The following is a 24,582-nucleotide window of genomic DNA, read 5'->3' as shown; positions in this document are numbered from 1 at the left end:
CTTACGCATTCGGCCACACCTCCAGTTTCTGCGGTTCGCGAGGCAGAATGACGTATTTCACCGCGTCTTGGTACTTCAAGGTGACGTATACGTTGGTGTCGTCCATTTCGGTCGCCGTCGTCAGTCCGGGATGCTTCTGCTCGAGTTCCGTCATGGCGTCCTGAATGCCGGAATAGGTCCGATGGTCCATCGCCTCGGCCACGTTAAACAGTGCTTGTCCCCACATTTTCTCCAGAGTCGGATCGGACGGAGCGTTCACCGCGAGCTCCAGCTTCTTGCCGCCGATCGACTGCGCGCCGTTCTGTTCGATCTGCCGGTAAACCGAAGCGAGATCCGCGTCCGGCGACAGGCTGACGTTAAGCTTCACTTCGCTCGCCGAGCGGCTCGTCTGCGCCGTTTCGACTCCGGGCACCGCCTGTGCGATCCGGTCCAGCGGCTTCTCCACGCCGTAATGTCCGTAGGCATACCAGCCTCCGAACAGCAAAGCTGCCGACAGAGCGGCCGTTACCGCCATAGGCACGATTCGCAGTTTCATGCCGTTATGCCCTCCTTTATGGTATGCGAATTTGAATTCGTATATCAAATGGTTACAAAAGAGAGTATATCATATTTTGATAGATAAATCGTCATCTAATGGTTGGCAGTCCGACCATCGGACGGATCATCGGGCTGGCCGAGACGCGCTTGAACAACACGAAACGGCTCCGCCTTTTCCTCTCGTCGAGAAAAGGCGGAGCCGTTCGCGATAACGTTATTTGCCCGGAAGATCGTAGGTTTTGAGCTTGGCGCCGTCCTTGAACGAATAAAAGACGATCGTCTCGCGATCCGTCGACGGATCGCTCTCGTACCGGATCTCCCACACCGGCTGTCCCTGGAACCAGCCGGGGATGATGCGGACGATCTGCAGGTTGCCGTTCTCCTCGCGGAAGCGAGAGACGGCTTGGCTCTTGGCGAGCCCGTCCGCGGCTTTCTCCTTCGTGACGGTACCGTCCGGCAGCTCCCAGACGAAAATGTCGTTTCCGTCGGCATCTTTGCCGGTGACGACCCAGACGGTATCGTCCCATACGTGCTTGATGGCTTCGTCCGTCTTCTTCAGACCGGCTTCCTGCTTGGCCGTCCGGATGGCCTGGTTCGCTTCCGCCCGGTAATCGGCTTCGGCCGATCGGATGTAAAGCACGAACGAGATGCAGACGAGCACCACGAACAGAACGCCGACGATGATCCATCGCCCGACCGGGACTCCGGACGACCGGCGCCGGTTCTCGCTGCGGCTGAGACTCATGCCCGCAGCCTGTCGAACGCCCGCTGGGCTTCGAAGCGGATGCGTTCGGCGTCAAGCGTGAGCAGCTGCCGCTCGCGCAGAAGCTGCTTGCCGTCCACCCAGACGTCGGCCACGTCGGCGCCGGAAGCCGCATAAACGAGATGAGAGACGTAATCGGTTGCCGGAACGAAATGCGGCTTGTTCGTCCGCACCGAGATCAGGTCCGCTTTGAGACCCGGCTGAAGGACGCCCGTCTCGCCTTCCAGACCGAGCGACTTGGCGCCGTAGACGGTTCCCATTCGGAGCGCCTCGGGCGCGGGGACCGCGGTCGGATCTCCCGTAACGCCTTTGTGGAGGAGCGCCGCCAGCCGGATCTCCTCGAACAGGTCGAGATTGTTGTTGCTGGCCGCGCTGTCGGTGCCGAGCGAGACGGTAACCCCCGCCTTCAGCAGCTCCGGAACCCGGGCTACGCCGCTCGCCAGCTTCAAATTGCTGACGGGATTATGCGACACGGCGACGCCGCGCTCGGCGAGCAGGGCAATCTCCTCGTCGGTCAAATGCACGGCGTGGGCAACGAGCGAGGGGCCGGAGAACAAGCCGAGACGGTCCAGATGCTCCACCGGACGAACGCCGTAGTCCTTGACGTTCTGGGCTACTTCCGCCGCCGTCTCGGACATGTGCGTATGAAGCGGCAAGCCGAGCTCCCGGGCGGCGGCCACGATCCGTTCGATGTAGTCGGGCGGACACGTATAAGGCGCATGGGGAGACATCATCACCCGGATGCGGCCGCCGGCCTGTCCGTGCCAGCTTTTGGCGAAGCCTATCGCATCGTTCAGCTTGGCCGTCTGCACGTCGGGCGGGCAAAGGCCGATGACGCCGCGCGTCAGCACCGCTCTCAGGCCGGATTGTTCCACGACTTCCGCCACGCGGTCCATGTGGTCGTACATGTCGAGAAAGGTGGTGGTCCCGCTCAAGATCATCTCGGCGGCGGCAATCGACGTGCCCCAGTAGACGTCATCGCCCGTAAATTTCGCTTCCATCGGCCACATATGATTTTCGAGCCAGTCCTGAAGCCTCAGATCGTCCGCCAATCCGCGCAGCAGCGACATCGCCGCATGGCCGTGCGTATTGATCAGCCCGGGAAGGTACAATTTGCCCCGGCCGTCCACGAGTTCTGCCCCGAGCTTCCGCTCCTCATCCGGCGCTTGGCCTGTACCCAGCCCGGCAATCCGGTCGTTTTCGACGGCCAGCCAACCTTCCACGACCGGCTGCTGCGGATCCATCGTAATGAACGTTCCGTTCTCGATCAACCATCTGTTTTTCATCCGTCCGTTCCCCTCGCCATTTCCTCGTCTTCGCTGTTCAAATAATAAGCCAAGCTTAACAAATCGGCCGTAAAATCGGTCTGATGGATTCGCACGTGCCCCGGCGCGCGAAGCACCGTCGGAGCGAAGTTGAGAATGCCCCGGATGCCGGCCCCGATGAATTGGTCCGCCACGTTCTGCGCCTCGGCGGCCGGCACCGTGATAATGCCGACGGAAATATCGCGTTCGGCGACCGTCCGCTTCAGCTCGGAAGTCGGCTGAACGGTCAGGTGGTTGATGACGAGGCCGACCTTGGACGGATCCGCGTCGAATACGGCGATGATTTTCATATTGTCTTTCAGATAAGTATTATAGTTGCAAAGCGCGCGGCCCAGGTTGCCGGTTCCGACGAGCGCCACATGCAGCGGCCGGTCCAGCTTCAGGATCTGGCGGATTTTCTCGATCAGATAGCTTACGTTGTAGCCCACTCCCTTGCGGCCGAAATCGCCGAAGTAAGCAAGATCCTTGCGAATCTGGGCCGGATTGAGGTCCAGCTTCTCCCCGAGGTCCTGGGAAGATACGGTCTGGACTTCGCTTAAGCTCAATTCGTTCAAATACCGCAAGTAGATCGGAAGCCGGCGCACGACCGCCTCCGATATTTTCAGCTGCTTCGTCATCCGTCCCGCCCCCCTTGTTCCGCAATCGGTCCGGCCTCCACGGCGGGGCCGGGAAGCCATTCCCTTACTCGATCGACCAGCCGCGCGTTCGGCAGATGCTCCATCTTCGGTCCCGGCAGCGAATACAGGAAGTGCTTGCCGTAGCTCGTCTCCAGCACTCTCGTGTCGTAGACGATCACGATTCCGCGGTCGCTCGCCGTCCGCACCAGGCGACCGAAGCCTTGCTTGAAGCGGATGATGGCCTGCGGCAGCGACAGCTTCATGAACGGATTTTTTCTCTCCGCCTGCAGCCGTTCCGATTTGGCTTCCACGACCGGATGGTTCGGCGGCTGAAACGGCAGTCGAACGATGGCCAGGCAAGTCAGCGCGTCGCCCGGCAGGTCGACCCCTTCCCAGAAGCTGCTCGTGCCGAGAAGCACCGAGGCGGGCCGCTCCATGAACTGCCGCGTCAGCCTGCTGCGGCTTCCGCCGTCCACCCCTTGCCCCATCACGTCGATTCCTTCCGTCGTCAGCTGTTCCTTCAGCGGGGCGTAAACCTGCTTCAGCATTCGGTAGGACGTGAACAGCACGAGCATTCGGCCGCCCGTCTCCTTGGCCACGTTCGCCAGTGATTTGGTCAGCTCCTGAACGAACAGAGCTTCGCCGTCCCGGCCCCGGATTCCCGGAAAATCGCGCGGAATGAGCACCAGCGCCTGCTCGCGATAGTTGAACGGCGACGGCAGCTGAGCCGTTCGCAGCTTCCCTTCCGCTTCGGCGGCGTCCAGTCCCAGCTGTTCCTTGACGTATTGAAACGTCTTGTCCACGGTAAGCGTGGCCGAAGTCAGCACCACGCTCGACTTCCGGTCGAACATGCCTTCCTTGAGCAGCTTGCTGACGTCGGCGGGAACGCCGAACATCCACACCGACCGGCTGCGGTATTGCGTATGGCCTTCGAGCCAATACACGAAGTCCGGATTGCCGAGCGTCACGAACGATTGCAGCTCGGAGCGGGTCGTCGTCAGATCCTTCAGGCTGCCGTTCAGGTCGGTAATCAGCGCCTGAAGCGACAGCTCGTCGGTCGTCTCCCTTATCTCCGGCAGCAGCTTGTCGAGCGGACGAATCAGATCGCTAAGCAGTTGAATCGCGTTGTGGCCGTCCACCTGCAGCGGTTCCCAACCGGCGGGCAGCTGCTCGGGCTTCAGCCGCAGCGTCAAGCTGCCGCTCTCGTCGGCCGCCGACTCCGACGCCAGCAAGGCGAACAGACCGTCCATCCAGCGATCCCATGCTTCGCGCATCTCGTGGACCTTGGAGGATGCCGCCTCCAGCTTCTCGATCCATGCCGCCGCTTGGGATTCGCCGGAGCTCTCCAATGCGCTCATCAGGCGCGGAAGCTGCCCGGTGCGGGCGTCTTTCCAGAGTCGAACCAGCGCACCCATCAGCGAGGAGTACCCGGTTCGCTGCCCCAGATGCTGGCTGGCGATCTCTTCGAGATGATGGGCCTCGTCCACGATCAGGCGGTCGTAGGAAGGCAGCAGCCGGTTCTCGGCCCGCATGTCGGTGAATACCATGGCATGGTTCGTGATGATCAAGTCCGCTTTGTTCGCATCCTGGCGGGCGCGATGGTAGAAGCACTTGCGGAACCACGGACATTGCCGGTTCAGGCAGGAATCCGCATCGCTCGCCACCGCGTTCCATTCGTCGCGGGAACGGCTGCCCAGATTGAGCTCCTCCGCTTCCCCGCGTTCCGTCTCGGAAAGCCAGACCGTCATTTGCCCTCTCGTGACGGCTTCTTCGCGGCTCAGCGCGATCTCGGGCATTTGAAGCTGGCTCTCGAACTTGCGCAAGCATAAATAATTGCTTCTGCCTTTAAACACCGCCGCCTTGAAAGGCACCTGCATCACCTGCTGAAGCAGCGGCAAATCCCGCTGGCGAAGCTGCTCCTGCAGTTGGATCGTATGGGTGCTGACGACGATTTTTTTCGATTCCTTCAAACCATAATAGAGGGAGGGAAGCAAATAACCGAGCGACTTGCCGGTTCCGGTTCCCGCCTCGACGAGCAGGTGGGAGTCGCCGCTCAGCGCTTCCAGCACTTCGCCGTACATGATCTCCTGTCCCGGTCTCGGTTCGAAGGAAGGCAGCAGTTCCTGCAGCCGTTCGCGGACGGAGCCGACGAAGTCGGGAAAGGCTGTCTCCGATAATCCGCGTTCGGGTTCGCCGTCCGTCTCCGCCGCCGGCTCCGCGTCGGGCGATTCTTCCGTCCAGTCCGTTACTTTCAAAGCGAACTGACGGTAATATTGGTATTCTTCTTCGTCGGGTAGCGAGAGCATCTCCCTTTGCGCCAGCGTATCGGCAACGAGCCAGCCCAGATCGTTGCGCTCGGGATCGAACAGGTACGCCAGCCGCTGCAGCGTGAGCATCGGAAGACGTCTAAGCCGGTCCATGCAGCGGGCGAACAGTTCGGCGGTTGCCAGCGCGTCGCTGTCGGCGCGGTGAGCTCTTTCATGCTCGATGCCGAGGCTGTGGGTCAGCGAAGAAAGCTGATAGGAGGGCATCGAAGGATACAGGAGACGCGCCAGCTCCACCGTATCGAGCATTCGGCCCGTAAAAGGCAAATAGCCGCACCGGTCCAGGGCGGCCTGCAAAAAAGCGGCATCGAACCCGACGTTGTGAGCGACCAGCACCGCATCCTGAAGACGAGGCACGAGGCCGGCCAGCATTTCCTCCAGACCGGGAGCCCCTTCCACGTCCTCGCCGGCGATGCCGGTCAGCTGAGTGATCCATTCGGGAATCGGCTTCTCCGGCTTGACGAAAGACGCGAACACGTCGGTGACGGCTCCCGTCTCGTCGATCAAAGCAAGGCCGGCTTGAATGATTTCGTCTTGTTCGGACGACGTTCCCGTCGTCTCCAGATCGAGCACGGCGAATTTCATGCCTGACGTCCTTTCCTGGCGACCCGAAAACAAGCGTTCGGGCTTTCGATTCGGTTCGGCTTTAGGCCAGCATCATCGCGGACAGCTCCGCGCTGCCGAATTGAAGCTGGAGCCGGCCGCTCGAACCGCGGTTGCGGCAGGATTCCAAATTCCGGCGCGGATCTTCGAAATCCGGGTCGGCTTCCACCGCTTTCTGAAAATAAAGCTGGGCTTGCTTCAAGTTGGCGAATACCGCCTGCACGCAGCCGAGCGCGTTGAAGGCGATCGCCTTCAGCTTCGGCTCGTCCGTCCATTCGGCGATCAATTGGAAATGGCGCTGCGCTTCGGCGAATTGCTGGAGATGCATGCGGCACATGGCGAGCAGCAGCCGAGCCACGTTCAATTCGGGTTCCAGGGAGAGCGTCCGCTCGAAGCAATCGGCGCCCTCCGCGAACATATGCAGCTTGAAATAACCTTGGCCCTTCAAATAAGGACCCATGAAATCCTCGCCCGCCAGCGCCTTGAAGCTCGGAACGTTCTCCTGCTTGAGGTTCCGGTACAGCGCCATTTTGTCTTCGAATTGAAGCCATGCTTCAATAATATCATCACTGATCGTTTTTAACACGTTCCATTGTTGTTCCAGTTCGTCTTTTTCTTTGGTGGAGGCAGTCGGGTAACGGCGGAGAAGATCGTCAAGCGTGTCGTTCAAAGCACCGAACCATTGATCGATCATGAAGTTTCCCCCTTGGCGCTTTCGGCTGTATGGTCATTCTGCGTTGCCGGAGGGGGTTTCATACGCCTTACAGGACGGTCGAATGCGGCTCTTCCGCCAGCAATCGGGACACGCGGTTCCGGTCGTCCAGAATCGCCACCTTCGGAACGTGGCGCCGCGCTTCCTCATCGGTGACGTAGCCGTAACCGATAATAATGACGATGTCGCCCGGCTGGACGAGACGCGCCGCCGCGCCGTTCAGGCAAATGACGCCGGATCCGCGCGGACCGGGAATGACGTATGTCTCGAACCGTTCGCCGTTGTTGTTGTTCACGATCTGGACTTTCTCGTCGGGCAGCAGATCGACCGCGTCCATCAAATCCCGGTCGATCGTGACGCTTCCGACATATTGCAAATTCGCTTCCGTCACCGTCGCCCGGTGCAATTTGGACTTCATCATTTGGCGCAGCATGGGAACCACCTCTTCTTTAGGGAGTCAGCAAAATATTGTCGATCAGACGAGTTCGCCCGAAGCGGACGGCCAGCGCGACAAGCAGCCGTTCCTTGGCGGCGGCCTCCCGCAGCGGAGCTTCGCCCGGAGGCAGCAAGTCGGGATACGTCAGCACTTCGGCGTATTCGATATCGGCGAGCGGCATTCGGCGGACGAGCTGTTCCATACGCTGCTTCAGCAAGTCGGACGTTAGACCCGCGTCGTCGGCCAACCATCCGGGCACTTGCGCAAGCGTCCGGGACAGCACGAGCGCCTGCTCGCGCTCTTCGGCGGTCAGATAAACGTTGCGGGAGCTCATCGCCAGCCCGTCCGGGTCGCGGACGATCGGACAGGGAACGATCTCGACCGGTACGTTCAGGTCTTCCGCCATGCGCGTCACGACGGCAACCTGCTGGGCGTCCTTCATTCCGAAATAAGCGCGGTCCGGTCCGACGATGTTGAACAGCTTCGACACGACCGTTCCGACGCCGTCGAAGTGACCGGGGCGGCTCGCGCCGCACAGCCTTGAGGTGACCTCGCTGACGAGCACCGAGGTCAGCGGCTTGCGCGGATACATCTCGCCGACCGAAGGCATGAACAGCACATCGGCGCCCGCCTCGGCGGCGACGGCCCGATCCCGTTCTTCGTCGCGGGGATAACGGTCAAAGTCCTCGTTCGGACCGAATTGCAGCGGGTTGACGAACACGCTGAGCACGGTCAAGCCGTTCTCGGAGGCGGATCGGCGCATCAAGCTGGCGTGGCCTTCATGCAGATAGCCCATCGTCGGCACCAGTCCGACGGTCGCTCCGGCGCCCGCCGCCGCGCGGTATTCGTTCACGGCGGCGCGGACGTCCGCGATCGTGCGGACGATCCGGGGCCCGGTACGGGTCAAAGCGGTCATTTGGCTTCGCCTCCATATAAGCGTTCGGTCGCTTCGGGCGCTTTCCCTTCGTCGGCCGCGAAGGCGTGCCGCTCCTCCGGAAAGCTCCGTTTTTTCACATCTTCCACATATTCCGAGATCGCGGTCCGGATGGTCGCTCCGATATCCGCGTACGTTTTGACGAACCGCTTCGCCCGGATGCCCGAGCCGTATTGGATCAGATCGTGAAACACGAGCACTTGCCCGTCGCAGCCTCTTCCGGCCCCGATCCCGATCGTCGGAATTTGCACGGAACGGGTTACGGCCGCGGCGACCGGTTCGGTCACCAATTCGAGCACGACGCCGAAGGCTCCGGCTTGCTCCAGCGCTTTGGCGTCTTCCAGAAGCTTCTCCGCTTCCTTCTCTTGCTTCCCTTGCACCTTGTAGCCGCCGATCTGAAGCACCGACTGCGGCGTCAGCCCGAGATGGGCGAGCACGGGAATGCCGGCGGACGTCAGCCGCTTCACTTCCTCGGCCAGCTCGGCGCCGCCCTCCAGCTTGACGGCGTGGGCGCCGCCTTCCTGCATGATGCGCGCCGCATTGCGCAGCGTCGCTTCCGGTCCGAGCCGATAAGTGGCGAACGGCATGTCGGTCACCACCATCGTGCCCGGAGCCCCCCGGACGACCGCCCGGGTGTGGTGGATCATATCGTCCAGCGTAACCGGGACGGTCGTATCGTATCCAAGGACGACATTGCCAAGGGAATCGCCGACAAGAATAATGTCGACACCGGCTTCTTCCGCCAGCTGCGCCGTCGGGAAATCGTAAGCCGTCAGCATGGCGATCGGCGTGCCTTGCGCCTTAAGCGTCTTTAAACGAGGCAAAGTCATCGGTTGTTTCATCGGTTGGCGCCTCCTTCGGAATGGCGGATAAAAACAGAAAAAACCTTGCTTTTTGCCCATGAGCAAAAAAAGGTTTCCATTCAGCAGGAGCGCTTCACGTCCTTCTGTCTCGGTCCCTTCGGCTCAGAGCAGAATCCGCCGCGAATCATCACGGTATTCGGTTGTGGTCTTAAGATCTTGCAATCGTCGTAAAAGAAAAAAAAAAGGAGCCTTCGCAAGTGCAATTCGACGAATCGATACCGCCTTGCGTGCTCCATTATAGCACCGATTGGCAGCGGCGTCCATCGCCTTTCACGACGATCCGCCGGCTCTCTTATTCCCTCATCAACGCCCGCCGAGTTCGCCCGTGTAAACCGTCCGCAGCGTTCCGTCCGCTTGACGGACGCGAAGGCCGCCGAGCCCGTCCAATTCTTCGGCCGTTCCTTCTACCGTTCCCTGCGGCGTCGAGAGCGTGACGGACCGGCCGAGCGTCACCGACCTGGCCTCCCAAAGGGCGCGGATCGGCTCGAAGCCTTGTTCTCCGTACAGCTCGTACAGAGACTCGAACTCTTCCAGCACCGAAGCGATCACCTCGGCTCTGTCGAGCGGCTTGCCGGACGCCATTCGCAGCGAGATCGCCTTCTCCAGCACCTCGGGCGGGAAATCTTCGGCTTCGAGATTGACGGAGATGCCCATGCCGACGACGACGTACTTCAGCCGTTCGTCCTCGGCTGCCGATTCCAGCAGGATGCCGCTGATTTTGCGCCCGTCCACCAGCAAGTCGTTCGGCCACTTGATGCCGATCGGAAGCGGCGCCTCTTTGCCGATGCCGCGGCTCAGCGCCACGGCGGCCAGCAGCGTCAGCTGCGGAGCCTGCGGCAGCGGCACGCGGGGACGAAGCAGCAGGCTCATCCAGACGCCTTTGCCGGCCGGCGATACCCAAGCGCGCCCCATCCGGCCCCGTCCCTGCGTCTGCTGCTCGGCAATGACGAGCGTGCCTTCCGGCGCTCCCTCTTCAGCCAATTGCCGCGCGATATCCTGCGTAGACGGCACCGCGTCCAACACCTGTAGCTTTCGGCCGAACGACCGTGTCTGCAGCTTGCCCAGCAGTTCGGATACGGACAAGCGAGACGGACGGCCGATCAGCCGATAGCCGTTCCGCGTTGCCGCTTCGATCTTGTAACCTTCCGCCTCCAGCTTGCGAATATGCTTCCAGATCGCCGTCCGGCTGACGCCGAACTTCCGGCTGATCTCCTCGCCGGACACGAATTCGCCGCTCCGCTCCTCCAACAACGACAACAACGCTTGCGATTCCATGAGTCACCTGCTTCCGAGGCGCGGATCGGTCCGGCCTCTTCTCTGTTTAGATTCTGCCTGCTTCGCCTTCCCGTTCGCCCGTAAAGGAAGAGGCCGCTTGCAGCAGCGGACCCGCTTCGTTCGGAAGCTCTCCAAGCGCGACGCGCTCGAGAAGCGACGCCAAGGCCGCCGCCACCCACGGACCGGGCTTGCGTCCGGTCAAGCGAACGAGCTCGTCTCCGCGGACCGCGAGCCCGGAGACGGAGGCCGCCGGCATCTCGCGCAGCCAGGCCGCCAGCCGCTCCGGCTGCCAATAGGCGCAGCCGCCGGCCGCACGGCGAGCCGCAAGCGAGGGCGCGGCTCGCATCGCCTGCAGCCACAAGCCGGCCGCCTCGGTCCCGCAGGCGAGCGCCGTCCGAATCCAGATTCGCCGCCGCCCGGCCTCGTCCGTCGCTTCCCAGAATCCGGCTTCCCGCAGATCGCCATCCACCCGAAGCGCGGCTGCAAGCCTCGCCGCCCGCTTGCCGTTAAAACGCAGACTCCGCGCAAGCTCCCCTGCACCTGCCGCATCCATTCCCGCCGCCAGCAGCAGAACGGCCCAGCGCGCATTCTCGTCGTCCAGCTCGCTCCAGCGTGCGTCCGGCGGAAGCTCTGCCCGTCCGGGCAGCGCCGCCGCGACAGTTTCCTTCGCATGCCGCGTCAAGCCGCTGTCGGCAAGCAAAGCGAAGGCGCGGCCCGGATCGGCCCCGCCCGCCATCTTGTCCAATTCCGCGCCGATCCGCTCCATGGCGACCAGCGCGAGGCGCTCGCGCTGCGCCCGCAGACCGCTGCGCAGCTCTTCGTCCAGCTCGAAGCGCAGCTCCGCCGCGAAACGGATCGCCCGAAGCATGCGCAGCGCGTCCTCGCCGAACCGCTCCCGGGCGTCTCCCACGCAGCGGACGACGCGCCGGCGCAAATCCGCCTCGCCCTCGAAGGGATCGACCAGGCATCCGTCGCTGCCGACGGCCATGGCGTTAAACGTGAAATCCCTTCTCGACAGATCGGTACGGAGATCGGGGACGAAAGCGACTTCGTCCGGATGCCTTCCGTCGCTGTATGCCGTTTCCCGGCGGAACGTCGTCACTTCGAACGGGCATCCGTCCTCCAGGACGGTCACCGTTCCGTGCTTCAAGCCGGTCGGGACGACTTTGCCGAAGATGGCCGTCACTTGCTCCGGAAAGGCGGACGTGGCGATGTCGATGTCGCGGAGCGCCCGCCCGAGCAGCCGGTCCCGCACGCAGCCGCCGACCAGGTACGCCGCGAACCCGGCCTCTTCTATCGAGGCGATCAGTTTCATTCCTTTTCGCCACAACGCCTCTCCGTCAAGCTCCGTCATCCGCTTCACCTTCTTCGGTTCTTAAACGCTCCCGGAACTCTCGCAATCAAGCTTCGCACAGCGGAACGGGAACTTCCTGCTCGATTCCCAGGACATCGTAATAGATTTTCTCGTACTGGGCGGTGATGCGGTCATTGCAAAACTCCGTGCGCGCCCGGATCAGACAAGCCTCGCGGAAGTTCGCGTACAGCGCATCGTCCGTAAGAAGCCGCACCGCGCTCGCCGCCATGCTGTCCGTGTCCCCGATCGGCGACAGGAAGCCCGTGCTCCCGTTCACGACGAGTTCGGGAATGCCGCCGGCCAGCGAGCCGATCGTCGGCACGCCGCATGCCATCGCCTCCAGCGCGACGAGGCCGAAGCTCTCCTTCTCCGACGGCAGCAGCATCAGGTCGGCCAGCGAGATCACCTGCGCCACATCGTCCTGCTTGCCTAAATAATGAACCCGGTGGCTGAGTCCCATCGCGTTGATCTTGGCTTGAATCTTCGGCAGGTCCGGCCCTTCTCCGACGAGCAGCAGCTTGCTCGGCACCTTGGCGTTCACTTTGGCGAATATCTCGACAACGTCGCATGTGCGCTTGACCGGCCGGAAGTTCGAGATATGCATGAGCACTTTCTCGCGCGGTTCCGCAAAGTCGCCCCGGAGATCGGAGCAGTCCCGCGGATAATACACGCGCTTGTCGACGAAATTGTAAGTCAGATGAATCGGCTCCCGAATATCGAGGAGGTCGCACGTCTCGCGGATGAGATCCGCGCTGACGGCCGTTACCGCGTCGCTGGATCGGATGCCGAGCCGAATGATATCCTTCAGCGATTCGTCTTGCGCCAGGACGGTGATGTCCGTGCCGTGCAGCGTCGTCACCACTTTCAGCCGGTCGCCCGACATCTGCTTGGCGAGATAGGCGCAGATCGCATGCGGAACCGCGTAGTGCACGTGCAGCAGATCGAGCTGCTGCAGCTCGGCGACCTGGTGCATTTTGCTTGCAAGCGACAGATCGTACGGCGGATACCGGAAGACGTAATAGTCCGAAACTTCGACTTCGTGATAATAAACGTTGCGATGAAACTTCCCCAACCGAAACGGCATGCTGTGGGTAATAAAATGAATCTCGTGCCCTTTCTCCGCCAGCAGCTTGCCGAGTTCCGTCGCCACGACGCCGGAGCCTCCCAGCGACGGATAGCAGGTGATCCCGATTTTAAGCGGTCGGTTCATTCGCACTCCTCCCTTCTCTATCTTATTCCCCAAAAGCTTGCTTCCTTCCGTTCGAAACCCGCAAGCTTCGGCTATTAAAATCGTTCAACCGCGAAAGCCCCCTTGGGCACGAACCCTTCGGCGAAAGCGAACTTGCGCGGAGCGCCGAACAGCCGGTCCCTGGCGGCGACATTGTCCAGATATCCTTGCGTCAACGGCGTCTGGACCCAATCCGTCAGATCCCCGGCAGGCTCGAATTGGGAACGGTACGCCCGAAGCGCGTCCATTTTCCTCTCGTGAACGTCCGTCACATCGACGACGATCTGCGGCGGGTGAACGTCGTTGATAAAGTAGAAAACAAGCTGTTCGGCCGTCCAGGCCGGCTCGTCCGGCTTGTATTTCCGCAGCTTCGCGTTAAAAAAAGCCTCTTCGGCCATCCGGCTGCATTGGACGTGATCGGGATGCCGGTCGACGAAATACGGCGCGAACACGACACGGGGCCGGTAGCGGCGAATGGCCGACACCAGCTTGTCCGATTGATCCGGAACGGCGGCCAGGCCGCGGTCGGGCAGCCCAAGGTTCTCGCGGACCGTCAGGCCGAGAATGCCGGTCGCCGCCTGCGCTTCGCGCTGCCGCGTCTCGACGTCGCCGTTCGACGACATCTCGGCGAACGTCAGATCGATCAAGCCGACCCGCTGCCCGGCTCGTACCGCCTTGGCCATCGTGCCGCCCATGCCGATCTCGGCATCGTCGGGGTGAGCCGCGAAGACGAGCAGGTCGAGATCGAACTTATCTTGCGCGCTCATTCCTCGATCCCCGGCTTGTACTTGTGGACCAGCTCGCGCCAGGCGAAGTCGCCCCGCTCCAGACATTTGACAAGCAGTTCGGCCGTGGCGACGTTCGTCGCGACCGGAATCCCCTGAACGTCGCAGAGGCGCAGCAGGGCGATAATGTCCGGCTCATGCGGCTGCGCCATCAGCGGGTCGCGCAGGAAGATCAGGAGGTCCAGCTCGTTCTGGGCGACGAGCGCGCCGATCTGCTGGTCGCCGCCGAGCGGGCCGGACATGAACCGGTGAACGGACAGCGACGTGCTCTCCATGATTCGGGCCCCGGTCGTCCCCGTCGCGTATAGCTGATACGGCTTCAGGACGTGTTCATAGGCGACGGCGAAGTTGACGATCTCTTCTTTTTTTCTGTCGTGCGCGATAAGCGCGATCTTCATCATGGCGTCATCTCTCCCTTGTGACTGCGATCTTTAGTCGAGAAAATGCTCGAATCCGTACACCATTCCCGTCGCCGCCATCACCTTCTTGATCGCGGTGTTGACGCCCGGCATGTAGCCGGCCCGTTCATAGGAATCGTGCCGGATTTTCAGCGTCTGGCCATGGCCGCCGAAGACGACTTCCTGCTGGGCGAAAACGCCCGGCAGCCGAACGCTATGTATGCGGAATCCGTTGTAATAACCGCCCCGCGCCCCTTCGATCACTTCTTCTTCGTCCGGGTTGCCCTGCCTCAGCTCCCGGCGCGTCTCGGCGATCCATTCCGCCGTTTTAATCGAGGTGCCGGACGGCGCGTCCAGCTTCTGGTCGCCGTGATACTCGATGATCTCTACGTGGGGCATATATTTTGCCGCCGTCGCGGCGAATTTCATCATCAGGATGGCGCCGATCGAGAAGTTCGGCGCGATCAGGCCGCCGATTCCCTTTTCCTTGCACTGCTTGTCCAATTCGACGATCTGTTCGGGCGTAAACCCCGTCGTGCCGACAACCGGACGGACGCCCAAGCGGATCGATAGCTCCGAATTCGGCATGGCCGCCTTCGGGCTCGTGAAATCGACGAGCACATCGGGCTTCGTCCGCGCAAGCGCCTCTTCCAGATCGGCGGATAGAATCACGCCGGTATTCGGCTTGCCCACAAGCGACCCGGCGTCCGCCGGCTCGGCCGACCGGGCCACTGCGGCCGCCAAGGCCAACTCGGGATCCTCCAGCACCATTTTCACGACTTCCCGGCCCATGCGGCCGGTGGCTCCGGCTACGGCTACGGAGATTTTCTGCGACATCCTGCATTCACCTGTCCCTTGTTCGATTCGTTGGATCGCGTTTCCATTCGAACAGCCAGCGCTGTTCGGCTTGCCATTCCCGAAGAAGCTTGTTCGCTTCTTCATATTGCGGATTGAGCGCCAGCGCTTCCCGCAGAGCTTCCCTCGCCCTGCGCTCGTCGCCGGACATCCGGTGCGCGATGCCGAGCAGAAGCTTGGCCTTCGCCGCCAGCGGATCGAGGCGGAATGCTTCCGCCAGCAGCTCGATGGCGGGCTCCGGCTTGGGCGGCGTCAGCGCCAGCAGCCGTTCGGCTTCGGCGATCTTCTCGCGCGCCTGAAGCAGGCGGAGCTGAAGCGCGTACGACGTCTCCTCCGGCGCCAGCTCGACGGCCCGCTTCGCGTACCGAAGCGCCTGACCCAGCTTGCCGCTCCTCGCCAAGGTGACCGAGCCCCGAAAATAATAGGAAGGATTGTCGGGCTCAGCCTCGACCGCGCGCACAAACCAGATCGCCGCGGCTTCGAAATCTCCTTGCAGAAGCGCTTCGTATGCGGCTTGAACGCAGCTTTCCCCTTCCAATACCGACCATCCTCCCTTCCGTTCCGGATGGTACAGCATATGTAAGTCAGGCAGGGTCGGTGTTTTTCTTCGTCCACCGGCCGGCGTCGCGCGTGTTGAACTTATGCATCACTCGGCCGAACGCTTCGGTCAGGTCGATGCCGAGCGAATTCGCGAAGCAGACGGCGATGAACAGCACGTCTCCCAGCTCCATCTCGACCGAATTGTCGGCTTCGTCCGGTTTTTTCGGTTTTTCCCCGTAGCGGTGGTTGACTTCCCGGGCCAGCTCTCCCGCTTCTTCCGTCAGACGGGCAAGCAGTGCCAGCGGCGAGAAATAACCTTCCTTGAATTGGGAAATATAAGCATCGACCTCTCGTTGAATGTCAGCGAGCGTTCGCTCTTCGAGCGGCTTGCCCGCGATCTTCGATTCTGCCATTCACAGCTTCCTTTCCATAAAGAGGCGGCGCGGGACCGCGCCTGCGGTATCAACCCTATGTTAGCCTAAGATGCCCGTAAAGACAAATGCAAAATTGCGACGAGGAGCGTGGGAAAATGAACGGCAACAAAGCGCAGGAAGCGATCCGGACGGGGCTGGTGCTCGCTCTCGGTACGGCCGTTTACGCCTTCGGCATCGAATACTTCATTCTCCCCAACCGGCTGATGGAAGGCGGCGCCACCGGAATTGCCGTTCTCCTTCAATATGCCGCCGATCTGCCGACGGCCGCGACGACGCTGGCGATCAACATCCCTTTGTTCATCGTCGGATGGCGCCAGCTTGGCAAGGAGTCGATGATGTATACGATCACCGGAACGGTGCTGCTGTCGGTTTTTCTATGGGCGTGGGAGCGGGTGATCTCGCACGGCTGGATTCGGCCGTTTACGACGGAGCAGGATTTCATTCTCGTCGTGCTGTACGCCGGCGTAACGCTCGGCACCGGACTTGGGCTCGTCTTCCGTTCCGGCGGCACGACCGGCGGCGTCGATATCATCGCCCGCATCGTCAATCGTCATCGAGGCTGGAGCATCGGCCAGATCATCCTGACGATGGATGTCGTCGTGCTCGGCCTGTCTCTGCTTTTCATCCCGAAAGAGAAAGTGCTGTATACGATCGTCAGCGTCTTCATCTCTTCGCGCGTCATCGACTTCATTCAGGAGGGCGCCTACGCCGCCAAGGCATTCTCGATCATCTGCCGCTCGCCCGAAGAGCTCTCCGCCGCGATTACCCGCGAGCTGGACCGCGGCGTGACGCTGCTGCACGCCGTCGGCGGCTTCTCGGGCGAAAACCGGATGATGCTTTACTGCGTCGTCAGCCGCTACGAAATCCGCAAATTAAAAAGCCTGGTCCGTCGGCACGACAGACAGGCTTTTATTGTCATCAACGACGTGCATGACGTGCTTGGAGAAGGGTTCAAAGAGGAGTGAGCTTATCTCTTCGGGTGCGCCCGATCGTAACGGTATCGCCGCCAGCCGGCCCAGGACAGGATCGTGACGATGAAGGATCCGACCGTCGCGGCGAACCCCCACGTCGGCGGCATCAATGCCGGCACGGCCGTCTGCGGCTCGCCGCTATCCGGGAACAGTCCCGCCAGCGCCTCCCGAACCGGCTCGGCCAAGCCTCCGAGCAGCGAAGAATCCGGCCGGTCGGCCTTGAGCACCCGCTCCGCGTAACGAAGCACCGAATCCGTCCGTACGACGGCGGACGGCTCTTCCCTGGTCATCAGCACGGCCGTCCGAATGAGCGCATACCGCGTCTGAATCCGCTCCAGCGCCGCAAGTGCTTGTCCGCCCGGCGCCCCGTCCTTGCCTTTGTCCGCCAGGGCGGCGTCCAGTTTGTCGGCATCCTCCAGCAGCAGCGGCTTATACTGCAGCCACAACGGCTCCTCGGGCCGAGTCAGTACATCCGCGGCGAGTCTCAGCGCGCCGGCCGCCCGCTGCAGCCGCTCATCATCCGGCTGAAGCGACGCCAACGCCCGCTTCATTTCCGTGACGCTCCCCGCGAGCGCCTCGACGCCTTCCGCCGTCGGAATCGCCGTCATCGGCAGCGCTCGGAACGCCTTCTCGGCCGCCGTCAGCTGCCGGCTTGCTTCCAGCCGGTTCCCTTTCGTCAATGCGTCATATAACGAATCGGCCGCCGAACGGAATGCGCTCACGGCATCGCCGGATCCGGCGGCCGGCGCCGCCGCCCGGGCCGTCGCGGCACAAATGAACAACGCCGCCAGCACGATCGCCAGAACGGCTCCGCCCATCCGTCCAGGCCGAAATCTTTTTCCCTCGGAAACTGACATGGACATCCCCTCCCCCACCAAAATATGTGGGACAAGGGGAGCTTAGAACCGATCAGTCCGGCTTCGGCATCAATCGTCGGGCTGCCCGAGAGGAAACCGGGTAACGGCGCGCGATCGCGGCGGCCAGCACGCTGCAGGCCGTCAGCGAGAACGTGAACCAGGCGATGCCGGCCACATTGTCGTCGAGCTCGGACGGCAAGTACGGGTAAACCCCGAAGCCGTAATCGATGGAATCGTTGAGGAACGTCCACGCCGCTCCGATGGCCAGAGCCATCGGGCCGAAATAGAAGAAGCGAGCGTATAGCAGCGCGCAGATGGCCATCGCGCCATGGGAAACGACGAGCATCCAATGCTGCCAGACGAGAACGTCGCCTTGGGCCGCCCCTATGAAAATGATCGCGCCCGCCCAGATGCCGTATTTAATGGAAGTAACGACGGCCAGCGCCTCCAAGACGCCCCGAATGCCGGCCGCCCAAGCCGAGCGGGGCTTATCCGGCTGAATCCAGCGCCAAACGATCGCCAGCGTAAAGAACAGCGAAGCGGTCGGACTGTCGGGTACGAACGGAATCTGCCAGTGGGGATGATCCTGCCACGTATCGATCAACTGACCTTCATACCAGATATAACCGTAGACGGTTCCCGGCACGTAGAACAGAAGAAGCAAGGCTAGCGTCATCGGGTGCAGCAGGAACGATCTCGATCCGAAGTACTTCCAATCCATATGGTCCAATCCCTCATTTCCTTAATAAGTGAACAAACCCCCGAGATTGCAGCGACGCTTCGATGCCGATTCCTTAAGAGGACAATTGCCCATCCAAGCCGACCAGGCGTTCCGTTTGGCGAAAGAGACCTGGCCGCAAGCGGTCAGGTCTCTTCTTCGTATCGGTTATTCCGAGGATCCGGCGGCATCCGCCTTCTGCTCGGACAGCCAGGTGGCGACTTGGTCGATCTCCGCCGATGTCAGCTTATCCTTGAAGGAAGGCATCGCGCCGTTGTTGCGGCCGTTCGTGATCGTATCGACGATCTGGTCCTTCTGCAGCGTATCGCCGATGCCGCGCAGAGACGGTCCGGCTCCGCCTTCGAGCTCGGTGCCGTGGCACGCGATACATTGCGCTTTCTGCATGATCGAGAACGCCGGATCGTCCGCCTTGACGAGCGCGACTTCCTTCTCGCGCCCATAGATGTACCGTCCCTTGCCTTGCTCGATCGATTCCTTCGATTTCTCCGCGCGCTCGATCTGTTCCGGCACGACGCCGTTCTTCTCGAGCTCGCCTTGGTACGTATTCCAGGATACCCAGGTCAAGTAGCAGGCCGCGATCAGCGACAGAAACATCAGCGAAGACGCGATCGGCCGTCTGTAGAAGCGGCGCTCCTTGCCGGTATCGAGGAACGGTGCGAGCAGCAATGCGCCGAACGCGATCCCCGGAATCAACACCGTCCCCAGCACGATGTACTGGTCGGACGTGTACGGGTACTTCAGCAGTTGGTAAATAAACAGGAAGTACCAGTCCGGCATCGGAATGAAAGACGAGTTGAGCGGATCCGCCGGATATCCGAGCGGTGCCGGCTCGGCGATCGTCAGGACGAGAAAGCCGACCAGCATGACGACGCCCGCCATCCATTCTTTCAGCAGGAAGTTCGGGATAAACGCTTCCGACTTACCCGGGAAGGAGGTATAGTCCGGAGGCGCAGGCTTGACGCTGCTTGGTTTGCGAATGCGGGAGTCGCCGACGTAGACGACTTTCTCATTCGGATTGTGTCCGTGTCCGTGTGCCAAAACTTGCCACTCCCCTCTCTCTTACAGCGGCCCGGAAATGCCCTGTTTTCGAATCATGAAGAAGTGCGCGGCAAGCAGCGTCAGCAGCACGCCGGGCAGGAAGAACACGTGGATCGCGAAGAAGCGTGTAAGCGTCTGCGCGCCGACGATGGATCCTCCGTTCAGCAACTCCTTGATGTATCCGCCGATCCAAGGAACGGAACCGGCGATCTCCAAGCCGACCTTCGTGGCGAAGTACGCCTTGTTGTCCCACGGAAGCAGGTAGCCCGTAAATCCGAGCCCCAGCATAACGAAGAAAATGAGCATCCCGACGACCCAGTTCATCTCGCGCGGCGCCTTGTAGGAGCCGGTGAAGAAAACGCGCAGCGTATGTAAGAACATCATCACGATAACGAGACTCGCGCCCCAATGGTGCATGCCGCGCACGATGACGCCGAACGCTACCTGGTGCTGGAGATAGTCAACGCTGTAATAGGCGTTGATGATGTCGGGCACGTAATACATCGTCAGGAACATCCCCGAGAGGATCTGGATGACGGTAATGAAAAACGTCAGGCCGCCGAAACAGTAGACGAAAGCGGAGAAGTGATGCGCCGGGTTGACGTGCTCGGGCACCTCGTGGTCCGCGATATCTCTCCACATCGGCGTAACGTCCAGACGTTCGTCGATCCAATTGTACATGCCTTTAAACATGGGACGAAACGCCCTCCTTATACCCGTGTGTTCGGTTCAAGCGGTCCGAGGTAAACCCAACCGTTGTCGACCTTCACTTCGTATTCATCCAGCGGCTTCGGCGCCACCTTCAGATTTTTGCCGTCCTTCGTATATCTCGCGCCGTGGCACGGGCAGTGATACAAGTTCGGCGCCTCCGGTCCGCTCCAGCTGATCGTGCAGCCCAGATGCTTGCAAATCGGAGACAAGGCGAAGACCTTGCCGTCGTCGCCCTTGGCGATATAAGCTTGCATCTTCGGGTCGCTCTCGTACCAGCCGTCGACCTGGTGCACCTTGAAATCCACCTGCTGAGGCTCCGAGGTCACTTTGCCCTCTTCGATTACCTTGACGAACGCGCCGGTTTGCTTCTTCTCGAGAAGCGGATCGACGGCGAATCGCAGCATCGGCAGAACGGCTCCCATCGACATGAAGGCCGTCGCGCCGCCCAGCGTATAGGACAAAAATTGCCGTCTCGTCATCTCTTTGCGCTTGACAGGCTTGTGCGCGGTTTCATGCTGCTCGTTGTGGTTCATATGTTCAACCCCCTTTGCCCACCAATATCGCGTCCTTTACGGACTTCTTCACTTTTTGTTCACAAAGACATAAATAATAATAGCCCAGGCTTATGGGGGCGTCAAGAATTGCCAGTCCCGTTTGGGGGGCCGACGGAAATCGACCGGCCAAAATGTTATCAATTTGTCACAATTCACCTGTGGCGGTTGCCCGCTTATTGTTTGCTCCGATCCTCTCATCTTATGCATGCCCCGCCTCTAATCCCGAATCCCTTTCCACAAGGCGGCGACCGCCCGTTTCAGCGCTTCCGGATCGGGTTCTTCGCCCGCTTCCGCCGGCCCGGCAATCAGGTCGGCAGGGGGTATCGTTTGCGCCGTCCATCCTGCCTCGCCGGTCACCACGATCAGATAACGGTAGGCGGATCGCTTGACACGCTCGCAATAGCGGACGAGCCGTTCCCTCTCTCCTTCGTCCGAGACGTCGGCGTAGTGATAGGCCGGCAGAGTGACGGTCCGGCCCCGGAATGCAAGCTCGAGCGGTTGGAGCCACTTCCCTGCCTCCGCCGCTTTGTCCGCCGCTTCCGGAGGCGTCTCTTCGCCCGTCAGGCCGGTGACGGGGAGCAGGCATGTATCAAGATAAGGGGCCAAATCCGCCCATTCTTCTTCCTTATTGAATTCGCTAAACTTCATCCATAGCTTCCTTTCAGGTTCCGGAACCCGTTCCGGGAGAGCCGGCGCCAAACAAACCGCTTCGGATCCTGGCGTCGACGCGCGTTTTTCCGGTATTCTAAAGCAGTTCCTTCAGGAATGTCATCGTCTTCTCGTCCATTCCGGGCAGCCCTTCATGCCCGTAGTCCGGGTAAACGGCCAGCTTCTTGGGGGACGTAATTTTGTTGTACGCCGCAAACTGCGTGGACGGAGGCGTGACCGTATCCATCAAGCCGGTGCCCATGAGCACGTCCCCCCGGATGCGCGGCGCCAGGAATTGAACGTCGATATAGCCGAGCGTGCGGAAAAACGCCTCTTCCCGTTCGTGCATCGGATCGAACAAGCGAAAATAGATGCGAAGTTCCTCGTAAGCGTCCTTGGCCAGGTCCATCTCCCATACTCTGCGGTAATCGCTCAGGAACGGATAGACAGGCACGAGCCTGGAGACGCGCGGCTCCAATGCGGCACAGGCGAGCGTCAGCGCTCCGCCTTGGGACCCGCCGATCGCGGCGACCCGGCTCGGATCGACTTCCGGAAGCTCCATCGCGATGCCGGCCAGCTGCGCAGTGTCGAGGAAAATATGGCGGAACAGCAGGTTGTCGGGATGGTCGTCCGCGCCGCGAATGATATGTCCCCGCAGCGTGTTGCCCTTAACGCCGCCGGTATCTTCCGACTTGCCTCCTTGTCCGCGGACGTCCATCGCCAAAACCGAAAACCCGAGCGCGGCATAGCCGAGCTTCGACGTCCAATCGCCCGAATGACCCGAATAACCGTGGAACTGCACGACGGCAGGATGCGGTTCGGCCACGTTTTTGGGTTTGACGTACTTGGCGTAGATTCTCGCTCCCCTCACGCCCGTAAAGGTCAAATCGTAGCATTCCGCGAACGGCACCTGAAAATCGGCCGGCTTCATCTCGATCTGCGGGTCAACCGCCTTCATCTCGGCGATCGCCCGGTCCCAGTAAGCGTCGAAGTCGTCCGGCTTCGGGCTGATTCCCTGATAAGCTTTCAATTTCTCAAGCGGCATGTCCACCAACGGCACGGCCAATCCTTCCTTTCCCTCTCGCCTTTAGTTAAGTAGGAGTTCACTATCATCCTACTGCAAAAAGGACGGCCGCGAAAGCCCTTTCGCGACTTTTGGCGAGCAATTCCCTTCGGGTGCCGCCCGGAAGATGCCAGAACAAATCCCCCAAAAGTGAAGCGAGGCTCTGAAGTTAATTCCGATTACTTTTGGGGGAGCCCCCTGTAATCCACAGAAATTTATTCGCATCATTTCCTAAACAGTAAAAAGAGCCGTCAAGGCGGAAGCGTTGCCGCTTCCCGCCTTGACGGCCGTGCCTTCCCGCCGCAGCTACTGGATCGTCTTCAGCTCGTCGGTCAATCGGCGGAAGGTGTCCGCGTCTCCCTCGGCCAGCGCCACGTCGATCGCCTCGTATATTTTTTCCGTCCGGTGTTTGCGCAGCGCCTCGTCAAGAACCATTTCCGCCGCCAGCCCCAGCAACGTCTCATAGGCGACTTTCATGTCCATCGGTTGCACCTCCAAATTCCGGCGTAAAGGGTTCACTCTACAAGCATATTCAACGATGTCGGCCCCGTTCGGGACGTTTAACCCCCCATGCCGATCAATGTACCCTTGCCCAAACAGCGAATTCCTCAAGCAGCGGTATATCTGTCGGCGTTTTGCCGCCCTTAAGAGCCGGGCGGAAAACCGCCGAAGACCGCGGAAGGCTCTCCGGCCATCGCGTCGGCCCACGGAAGGCGATCTTCGAAGCCGACTTCGCTTCCGGTAACCATCTGCCTTCCTTGCGGCGTCATCCGTACGACCGCCTCCCCTTCCGCCGTCTCTCCCCACGAGAGCAGGCCGAGATGCATCATCATCGCGAGCACCCGGCTTCGCAGCACGTCTTCCGGCGTATCATAATAGAAGGGACGAATCAGCGGAAGCAAGATTTGCCCAAGCGATGACACCGTCGTCCACTCTCCGGCAAGCCGGGATATCCAGTGAACGAGCGAGATCAGATTCGGAACCGGGCCTTTGTAAAGCCGGAGCCAGAAACGGTACAGATCCAGCGGATCGACCGGCCGTTCGCCTGCCGCCCTCTTCGCTCCTTCCTCCGTCAGCTCCAGCCGTTCCGGAAGCTCCGCGATCCATCCGGCGTAGCAGCCGTAATCGTAAAGGAGGGAGAACCGGTCCGGATAATCTCGGAAACGGCGGCCATAGCCGAAGCGCCAGCCGCTTTTGCCCGGAAGCTGCTCCGAGACCGACATCAGCTCGAGCACTTGCTGAATCTGCCGTTTGTACATGGCCTGTTCGGTCGTGAGCGGTACGTCGTTCCGCTGCACGAACCGAAGAAATTCCTTCAGATCCGATGCCGCGAGTCCCCTCTCGTCCCGGTAAACCGGCGGTTCCTCCCGGATATCGAGCAACATTCGGTAGCGCTGGTCCAATGCGTCGCACAGCCTTCGTTTCACGTCTTCCGGCACATGGTAGAGGAATCGTGTTTGGTGCGAGAAACCGTTGAACAGCCAGCCGAATCGTTTGAACCTGGCTATGGCGCTGCGGGCGGAGCTTTCCGGCTGCGGCGGCGGCTCAGGCTGTTTGCGGGCCGCCCGTTTGCGGCCCTTCGGCTTATCCGGTTCCGTCCGCGCCTCCGTCCCTTTCGCCTCTTCCCCTTCGGGCGCAGCCGTTTGCGCCCGGGCGGTAAGCTCTTCGAGACTGTAGGCCGCCCTTCTCTCGAAGAGCAGCGAATTCAGAAAGCGCAAATCGTTCTCGCTCATGTCGTCGACCCTGGACTCGAGCACGTCGCGCCGCTGCACCGTCATCAAAATGGTCTGGATCAGCTCGTTCTTGGAGTGGCTGCTGCACTCGCAGCGATAGGTGTCGGCGATTCGGGTCAGTTGATCGATATCGGCGTAGCAGAGCATATCGGCCAGATTCATACCGGCATTCCCCGTTTCCGGACATTTTATCCCCAGTATCGGCCGGTTTGCCGCGGTTTAAACGTCGGACCGGCGACGGCCGGCGACCGTAAAAGCGCAAAGACAAAAAAACCAGCTAATACA

The 24,582-nt window shown here is 61.0% G+C and carries 27 protein-coding genes; 1 reads left to right on the top strand and 26 read right to left on the bottom strand.

Translation table 11 applies throughout. From position 1 onward, the window contains the following. Window position 1: 1 nt before the first annotated feature. The 17 genes from H7C18_RS31630 to H7C18_RS31550 all read right to left on the bottom strand — a co-directional run bounded on the left by H7C18_RS31630 (window position 2) and on the right by H7C18_RS31550 (window position 15,962). The gene (locus H7C18_RS31630; protein WP_185133126.1) at window positions 2–535 is read right to left on the bottom strand and encodes a hypothetical protein; all 534 of its coding nucleotides are present in this window, start codon (window positions 533–535) and stop codon (window positions 2–4) included. A gap of 216 nt (window positions 536–751) precedes the next feature. After that, on the bottom strand, window positions 752–1,282 hold the full coding sequence (locus tag H7C18_RS31625) for a cell wall elongation regulator TseB-like domain-containing protein (RefSeq protein WP_185133125.1): 531 nt from the start codon (window positions 1,280–1,282) through the stop codon (window positions 752–754). Further along, window positions 1,279–2,586 (bottom strand): amidohydrolase, encoded by a 1,308-nt coding sequence (locus H7C18_RS31620; protein ID WP_185133124.1) that lies wholly within the window; start codon window positions 2,584–2,586, stop codon window positions 1,279–1,281. The genes H7C18_RS31625 and H7C18_RS31620 overlap by 4 nt, the downstream gene beginning before the upstream one ends. Continuing rightward, window positions 2,583–3,242, bottom strand: coding sequence for a redox-sensing transcriptional repressor Rex (locus H7C18_RS31615; RefSeq protein ID WP_185133123.1), 660 nt, complete (start codon window positions 3,240–3,242; stop codon window positions 2,583–2,585). The genes H7C18_RS31620 and H7C18_RS31615 overlap by 4 nt, the downstream gene beginning before the upstream one ends. Continuing rightward, a complete protein-coding gene (gene dinG / locus H7C18_RS31610) occupies window positions 3,239–6,151 on the bottom strand; it encodes an ATP-dependent DNA helicase DinG (protein WP_185133122.1) in 2,913 nt (970 codons plus the stop codon). Before dinG ends, H7C18_RS31615 begins: the two co-directional genes overlap by 4 nt. Before the next feature lie 61 nt (window positions 6,152–6,212). Continuing rightward, window positions 6,213–6,863, bottom strand: a complete 651-nt coding sequence (locus tag H7C18_RS31605) for a tetratricopeptide repeat protein (RefSeq protein WP_185133121.1) — start codon at window positions 6,861–6,863, stop codon at window positions 6,213–6,215. Between the two features lie 67 nt (window positions 6,864–6,930). Further along, complete coding sequence (gene panD / locus H7C18_RS31600; RefSeq protein ID WP_185133120.1) at window positions 6,931–7,314, bottom strand: aspartate 1-decarboxylase; 384 nt, start codon at window positions 7,312–7,314, stop codon at window positions 6,931–6,933. A 16-nt stretch (window positions 7,315–7,330) separates the two neighbouring features. Then, window positions 7,331–8,233, bottom strand: a complete 903-nt coding sequence (gene panC / locus H7C18_RS31595; RefSeq protein WP_185133119.1) for a pantoate--beta-alanine ligase — start codon at window positions 8,231–8,233, stop codon at window positions 7,331–7,333. Next, the gene (gene panB, locus H7C18_RS31590) at window positions 8,230–9,093 is read right to left on the bottom strand and encodes a 3-methyl-2-oxobutanoate hydroxymethyltransferase (protein WP_185133118.1); all 864 of its coding nucleotides are present in this window, start codon (window positions 9,091–9,093) and stop codon (window positions 8,230–8,232) included. The genes panC and panB overlap by 4 nt, the downstream gene beginning before the upstream one ends. Window positions 9,094–9,417: 324 nt before the next feature. After that, window positions 9,418–10,389 (bottom strand): biotin--[acetyl-CoA-carboxylase] ligase, encoded by a 972-nt coding sequence (locus tag H7C18_RS31585; RefSeq protein WP_185133117.1) that lies wholly within the window; start codon window positions 10,387–10,389, stop codon window positions 9,418–9,420. A 46-nt stretch (window positions 10,390–10,435) separates the two neighbouring features. After that, a complete protein-coding gene (locus H7C18_RS31580; RefSeq protein WP_238358098.1) occupies window positions 10,436–11,743 on the bottom strand; it encodes a CCA tRNA nucleotidyltransferase in 1,308 nt (435 codons plus the stop codon). A gap of 46 nt (window positions 11,744–11,789) precedes the next feature. Beyond that, window positions 11,790–12,953, bottom strand: coding sequence for an N-acetyl-alpha-D-glucosaminyl L-malate synthase BshA (gene bshA, locus H7C18_RS31575; RefSeq protein WP_185133116.1), 1,164 nt, complete (start codon window positions 12,951–12,953; stop codon window positions 11,790–11,792). A 74-nt stretch (window positions 12,954–13,027) separates the two neighbouring features. Beyond that, window positions 13,028–13,738 (bottom strand): bacillithiol biosynthesis deacetylase BshB1, encoded by a 711-nt coding sequence (gene bshB1, locus H7C18_RS31570; protein WP_185133115.1) that lies wholly within the window; start codon window positions 13,736–13,738, stop codon window positions 13,028–13,030. Further along, window positions 13,735–14,157: a methylglyoxal synthase gene (gene mgsA / locus H7C18_RS31565; RefSeq protein WP_185133114.1), complete on the bottom strand. Its 423-nt coding sequence runs from the start codon at window positions 14,155–14,157 to the stop codon at window positions 13,735–13,737. The genes bshB1 and mgsA overlap by 4 nt, the downstream gene beginning before the upstream one ends. A 30-nt stretch (window positions 14,158–14,187) precedes the next feature. Continuing rightward, the gene (dapB, locus tag H7C18_RS31560) at window positions 14,188–14,991 is read right to left on the bottom strand and encodes a 4-hydroxy-tetrahydrodipicolinate reductase (protein WP_185133113.1); all 804 of its coding nucleotides are present in this window, start codon (window positions 14,989–14,991) and stop codon (window positions 14,188–14,190) included. Between the two features lie 7 nt (window positions 14,992–14,998). Continuing rightward, window positions 14,999–15,547, bottom strand: coding sequence for a tetratricopeptide repeat protein (locus H7C18_RS31555; protein WP_185133112.1), 549 nt, complete (start codon window positions 15,545–15,547; stop codon window positions 14,999–15,001). A 46-nt stretch (window positions 15,548–15,593) separates the two neighbouring features. Further along, entirely contained in the window at window positions 15,594–15,962 is a 369-nt protein-coding gene (locus tag H7C18_RS31550; protein WP_185133111.1) for a nucleotide pyrophosphohydrolase, read from the bottom strand. A gap of 116 nt (window positions 15,963–16,078) precedes the next feature. Between H7C18_RS31550 and H7C18_RS31545 the strand changes: the two genes are divergently transcribed. Then, window positions 16,079–16,948, top strand: a complete 870-nt coding sequence (locus tag H7C18_RS31545; protein ID WP_185133110.1) for a YitT family protein — start codon at window positions 16,079–16,081, stop codon at window positions 16,946–16,948. Window positions 16,949–16,950: 2 nt separating this feature from the next. On the opposite strand, the gene H7C18_RS31540 is transcribed toward H7C18_RS31545, so the two are convergent. The 9 genes from H7C18_RS31540 to H7C18_RS31500 form a co-directional block, all read right to left on the bottom strand. Further along, window positions 16,951–17,811 carry a sporulation protein YpjB gene (locus tag H7C18_RS31540; RefSeq protein WP_185133109.1) on the bottom strand — a complete coding sequence of 287 codons (861 nt, stop codon included), beginning with the start codon at window positions 17,809–17,811 and terminating at the stop codon, window positions 16,951–16,953. A gap of 52 nt (window positions 17,812–17,863) precedes the next feature. Beyond that, the gene (locus tag H7C18_RS31535) at window positions 17,864–18,532 is read right to left on the bottom strand and encodes a DUF1405 domain-containing protein (protein WP_185133108.1); all 669 of its coding nucleotides are present in this window, start codon (window positions 18,530–18,532) and stop codon (window positions 17,864–17,866) included. 165 nt (window positions 18,533–18,697) lie between these two features. Next, complete coding sequence (locus tag H7C18_RS31530; protein ID WP_185133107.1) at window positions 18,698–19,588, bottom strand: menaquinol-cytochrome c reductase cytochrome b/c subunit; 891 nt, start codon at window positions 19,586–19,588, stop codon at window positions 18,698–18,700. A gap of 21 nt (window positions 19,589–19,609) precedes the next feature. After that, window positions 19,610–20,281, bottom strand: a complete 672-nt coding sequence (gene qcrB / locus H7C18_RS31525; RefSeq protein ID WP_185133106.1) for a menaquinol-cytochrome c reductase cytochrome b subunit — start codon at window positions 20,279–20,281, stop codon at window positions 19,610–19,612. A 17-nt stretch (window positions 20,282–20,298) separates the two neighbouring features. Further along, a complete protein-coding gene (locus tag H7C18_RS31520) occupies window positions 20,299–20,832 on the bottom strand; it encodes a QcrA and Rieske domain-containing protein (RefSeq protein WP_185133105.1) in 534 nt (177 codons plus the stop codon). Window positions 20,833–21,069: 237 nt separating this feature from the next. Next, complete coding sequence (locus tag H7C18_RS31515) at window positions 21,070–21,501, bottom strand: DUF2487 family protein (RefSeq protein WP_185133104.1); 432 nt, start codon at window positions 21,499–21,501, stop codon at window positions 21,070–21,072. A gap of 97 nt (window positions 21,502–21,598) precedes the next feature. Next, complete coding sequence (locus H7C18_RS31510) at window positions 21,599–22,561, bottom strand: alpha/beta fold hydrolase (protein WP_185133103.1); 963 nt, start codon at window positions 22,559–22,561, stop codon at window positions 21,599–21,601. 309 nt (window positions 22,562–22,870) lie between these two features. After that, window positions 22,871–23,047, bottom strand: coding sequence for an IDEAL domain-containing protein (locus H7C18_RS31505; protein WP_185133102.1), 177 nt, complete (start codon window positions 23,045–23,047; stop codon window positions 22,871–22,873). 161 nt (window positions 23,048–23,208) lie between these two features. Further along, the gene (locus H7C18_RS31500; RefSeq protein WP_185133101.1) at window positions 23,209–24,459 is read right to left on the bottom strand and encodes a hypothetical protein; all 1,251 of its coding nucleotides are present in this window, start codon (window positions 24,457–24,459) and stop codon (window positions 23,209–23,211) included. Between the last annotated feature and the right edge of the window lie 123 nt (window positions 24,460–24,582).

Origin of the sequence: Cohnella zeiphila (assembly GCF_014212055.1) — a bacterium.
GTDB classification, from domain to species: Bacteria; Bacillota; Bacilli; order Paenibacillales; family Paenibacillaceae; genus Cohnella; species Cohnella zeiphila.
This window is presented reverse-complemented; position numbering and strand designations above follow the sequence as displayed.

Bases quoted from the DNA above. Each gene is read 5' to 3' on its own strand.
- H7C18_RS31585 (WP_185133117.1), bottom strand. From the start codon at position 10,389: ATGGAATCGCAAGCGTTGTTGTCGTTGTTGGAGGAGCGGAGCGGCGAA.
- H7C18_RS31535 (WP_185133108.1), bottom strand. From the start codon at position 18,532: ATGGATTGGAAGTACTTCGGATCGAGATCGTTCCTGCTGCACCCGATG.
- H7C18_RS31540 (WP_185133109.1), bottom strand. From the start codon at position 17,811: ATGTCAGTTTCCGAGGGAAAAAGATTTCGGCCTGGACGGATGGGCGGA.
- bshA (WP_185133116.1), bottom strand. From the start codon at position 12,953: ATGAACCGACCGCTTAAAATCGGGATCACCTGCTATCCGTCGCTGGGA.
- panB (WP_185133118.1), bottom strand. From the start codon at position 9,093: ATGAAACAACCGATGACTTTGCCTCGTTTAAAGACGCTTAAGGCGCAA.
- H7C18_RS31520 (WP_185133105.1), bottom strand. From the start codon at position 20,832: ATGAACCACAACGAGCAGCATGAAACCGCGCACAAGCCTGTCAAGCGC.
- H7C18_RS31615 (WP_185133123.1), bottom strand. From the start codon at position 3,242: ATGACGAAGCAGCTGAAAATATCGGAGGCGGTCGTGCGCCGGCTTCCG.
- H7C18_RS31580 (WP_238358098.1), bottom strand. From the start codon at position 11,743: ATGACGGAGCTTGACGGAGAGGCGTTGTGGCGAAAAGGAATGAAACTG.
- H7C18_RS31620 (WP_185133124.1), bottom strand. From the start codon at position 2,586: ATGAAAAACAGATGGTTGATCGAGAACGGAACGTTCATTACGATGGAT.
- H7C18_RS31550 (WP_185133111.1), bottom strand. From the start codon at position 15,962: ATGGCAGAATCGAAGATCGCGGGCAAGCCGCTCGAAGAGCGAACGCTC.
- H7C18_RS31515 (WP_185133104.1), bottom strand. From the start codon at position 21,501: ATGAAGTTTAGCGAATTCAATAAGGAAGAAGAATGGGCGGATTTGGCC.
- H7C18_RS31605 (WP_185133121.1), bottom strand. From the start codon at position 6,863: ATGATCGATCAATGGTTCGGTGCTTTGAACGACACGCTTGACGATCTT.
- panD (WP_185133120.1), bottom strand. From the start codon at position 7,314: ATGCTGCGCCAAATGATGAAGTCCAAATTGCACCGGGCGACGGTGACG.
- H7C18_RS31505 (WP_185133102.1), bottom strand. From the start codon at position 23,047: ATGGACATGAAAGTCGCCTATGAGACGTTGCTGGGGCTGGCGGCGGAA.
- H7C18_RS31545 (WP_185133110.1), top strand. From the start codon at position 16,079: ATGAACGGCAACAAAGCGCAGGAAGCGATCCGGACGGGGCTGGTGCTC.
- panC (WP_185133119.1), bottom strand. From the start codon at position 8,233: ATGACCGCTTTGACCCGTACCGGGCCCCGGATCGTCCGCACGATCGCG.
- H7C18_RS31625 (WP_185133125.1), bottom strand. From the start codon at position 1,282: ATGAGTCTCAGCCGCAGCGAGAACCGGCGCCGGTCGTCCGGAGTCCCG.
- H7C18_RS31500 (WP_185133101.1), bottom strand. From the start codon at position 24,459: ATGAATCTGGCCGATATGCTCTGCTACGCCGATATCGATCAACTGACC.
- qcrB (WP_185133106.1), bottom strand. From the start codon at position 20,281: ATGTTTAAAGGCATGTACAATTGGATCGACGAACGTCTGGACGTTACG.
- dinG (WP_185133122.1), bottom strand. From the start codon at position 6,151: ATGAAATTCGCCGTGCTCGATCTGGAGACGACGGGAACGTCGTCCGAA.
- mgsA (WP_185133114.1), bottom strand. From the start codon at position 14,157: ATGATGAAGATCGCGCTTATCGCGCACGACAGAAAAAAAGAAGAGATC.
- dapB (WP_185133113.1), bottom strand. From the start codon at position 14,991: ATGTCGCAGAAAATCTCCGTAGCCGTAGCCGGAGCCACCGGCCGCATG.
- H7C18_RS31630 (WP_185133126.1), bottom strand. From the start codon at position 535: ATGAAACTGCGAATCGTGCCTATGGCGGTAACGGCCGCTCTGTCGGCA.
- bshB1 (WP_185133115.1), bottom strand. From the start codon at position 13,738: ATGAGCGCGCAAGATAAGTTCGATCTCGACCTGCTCGTCTTCGCGGCT.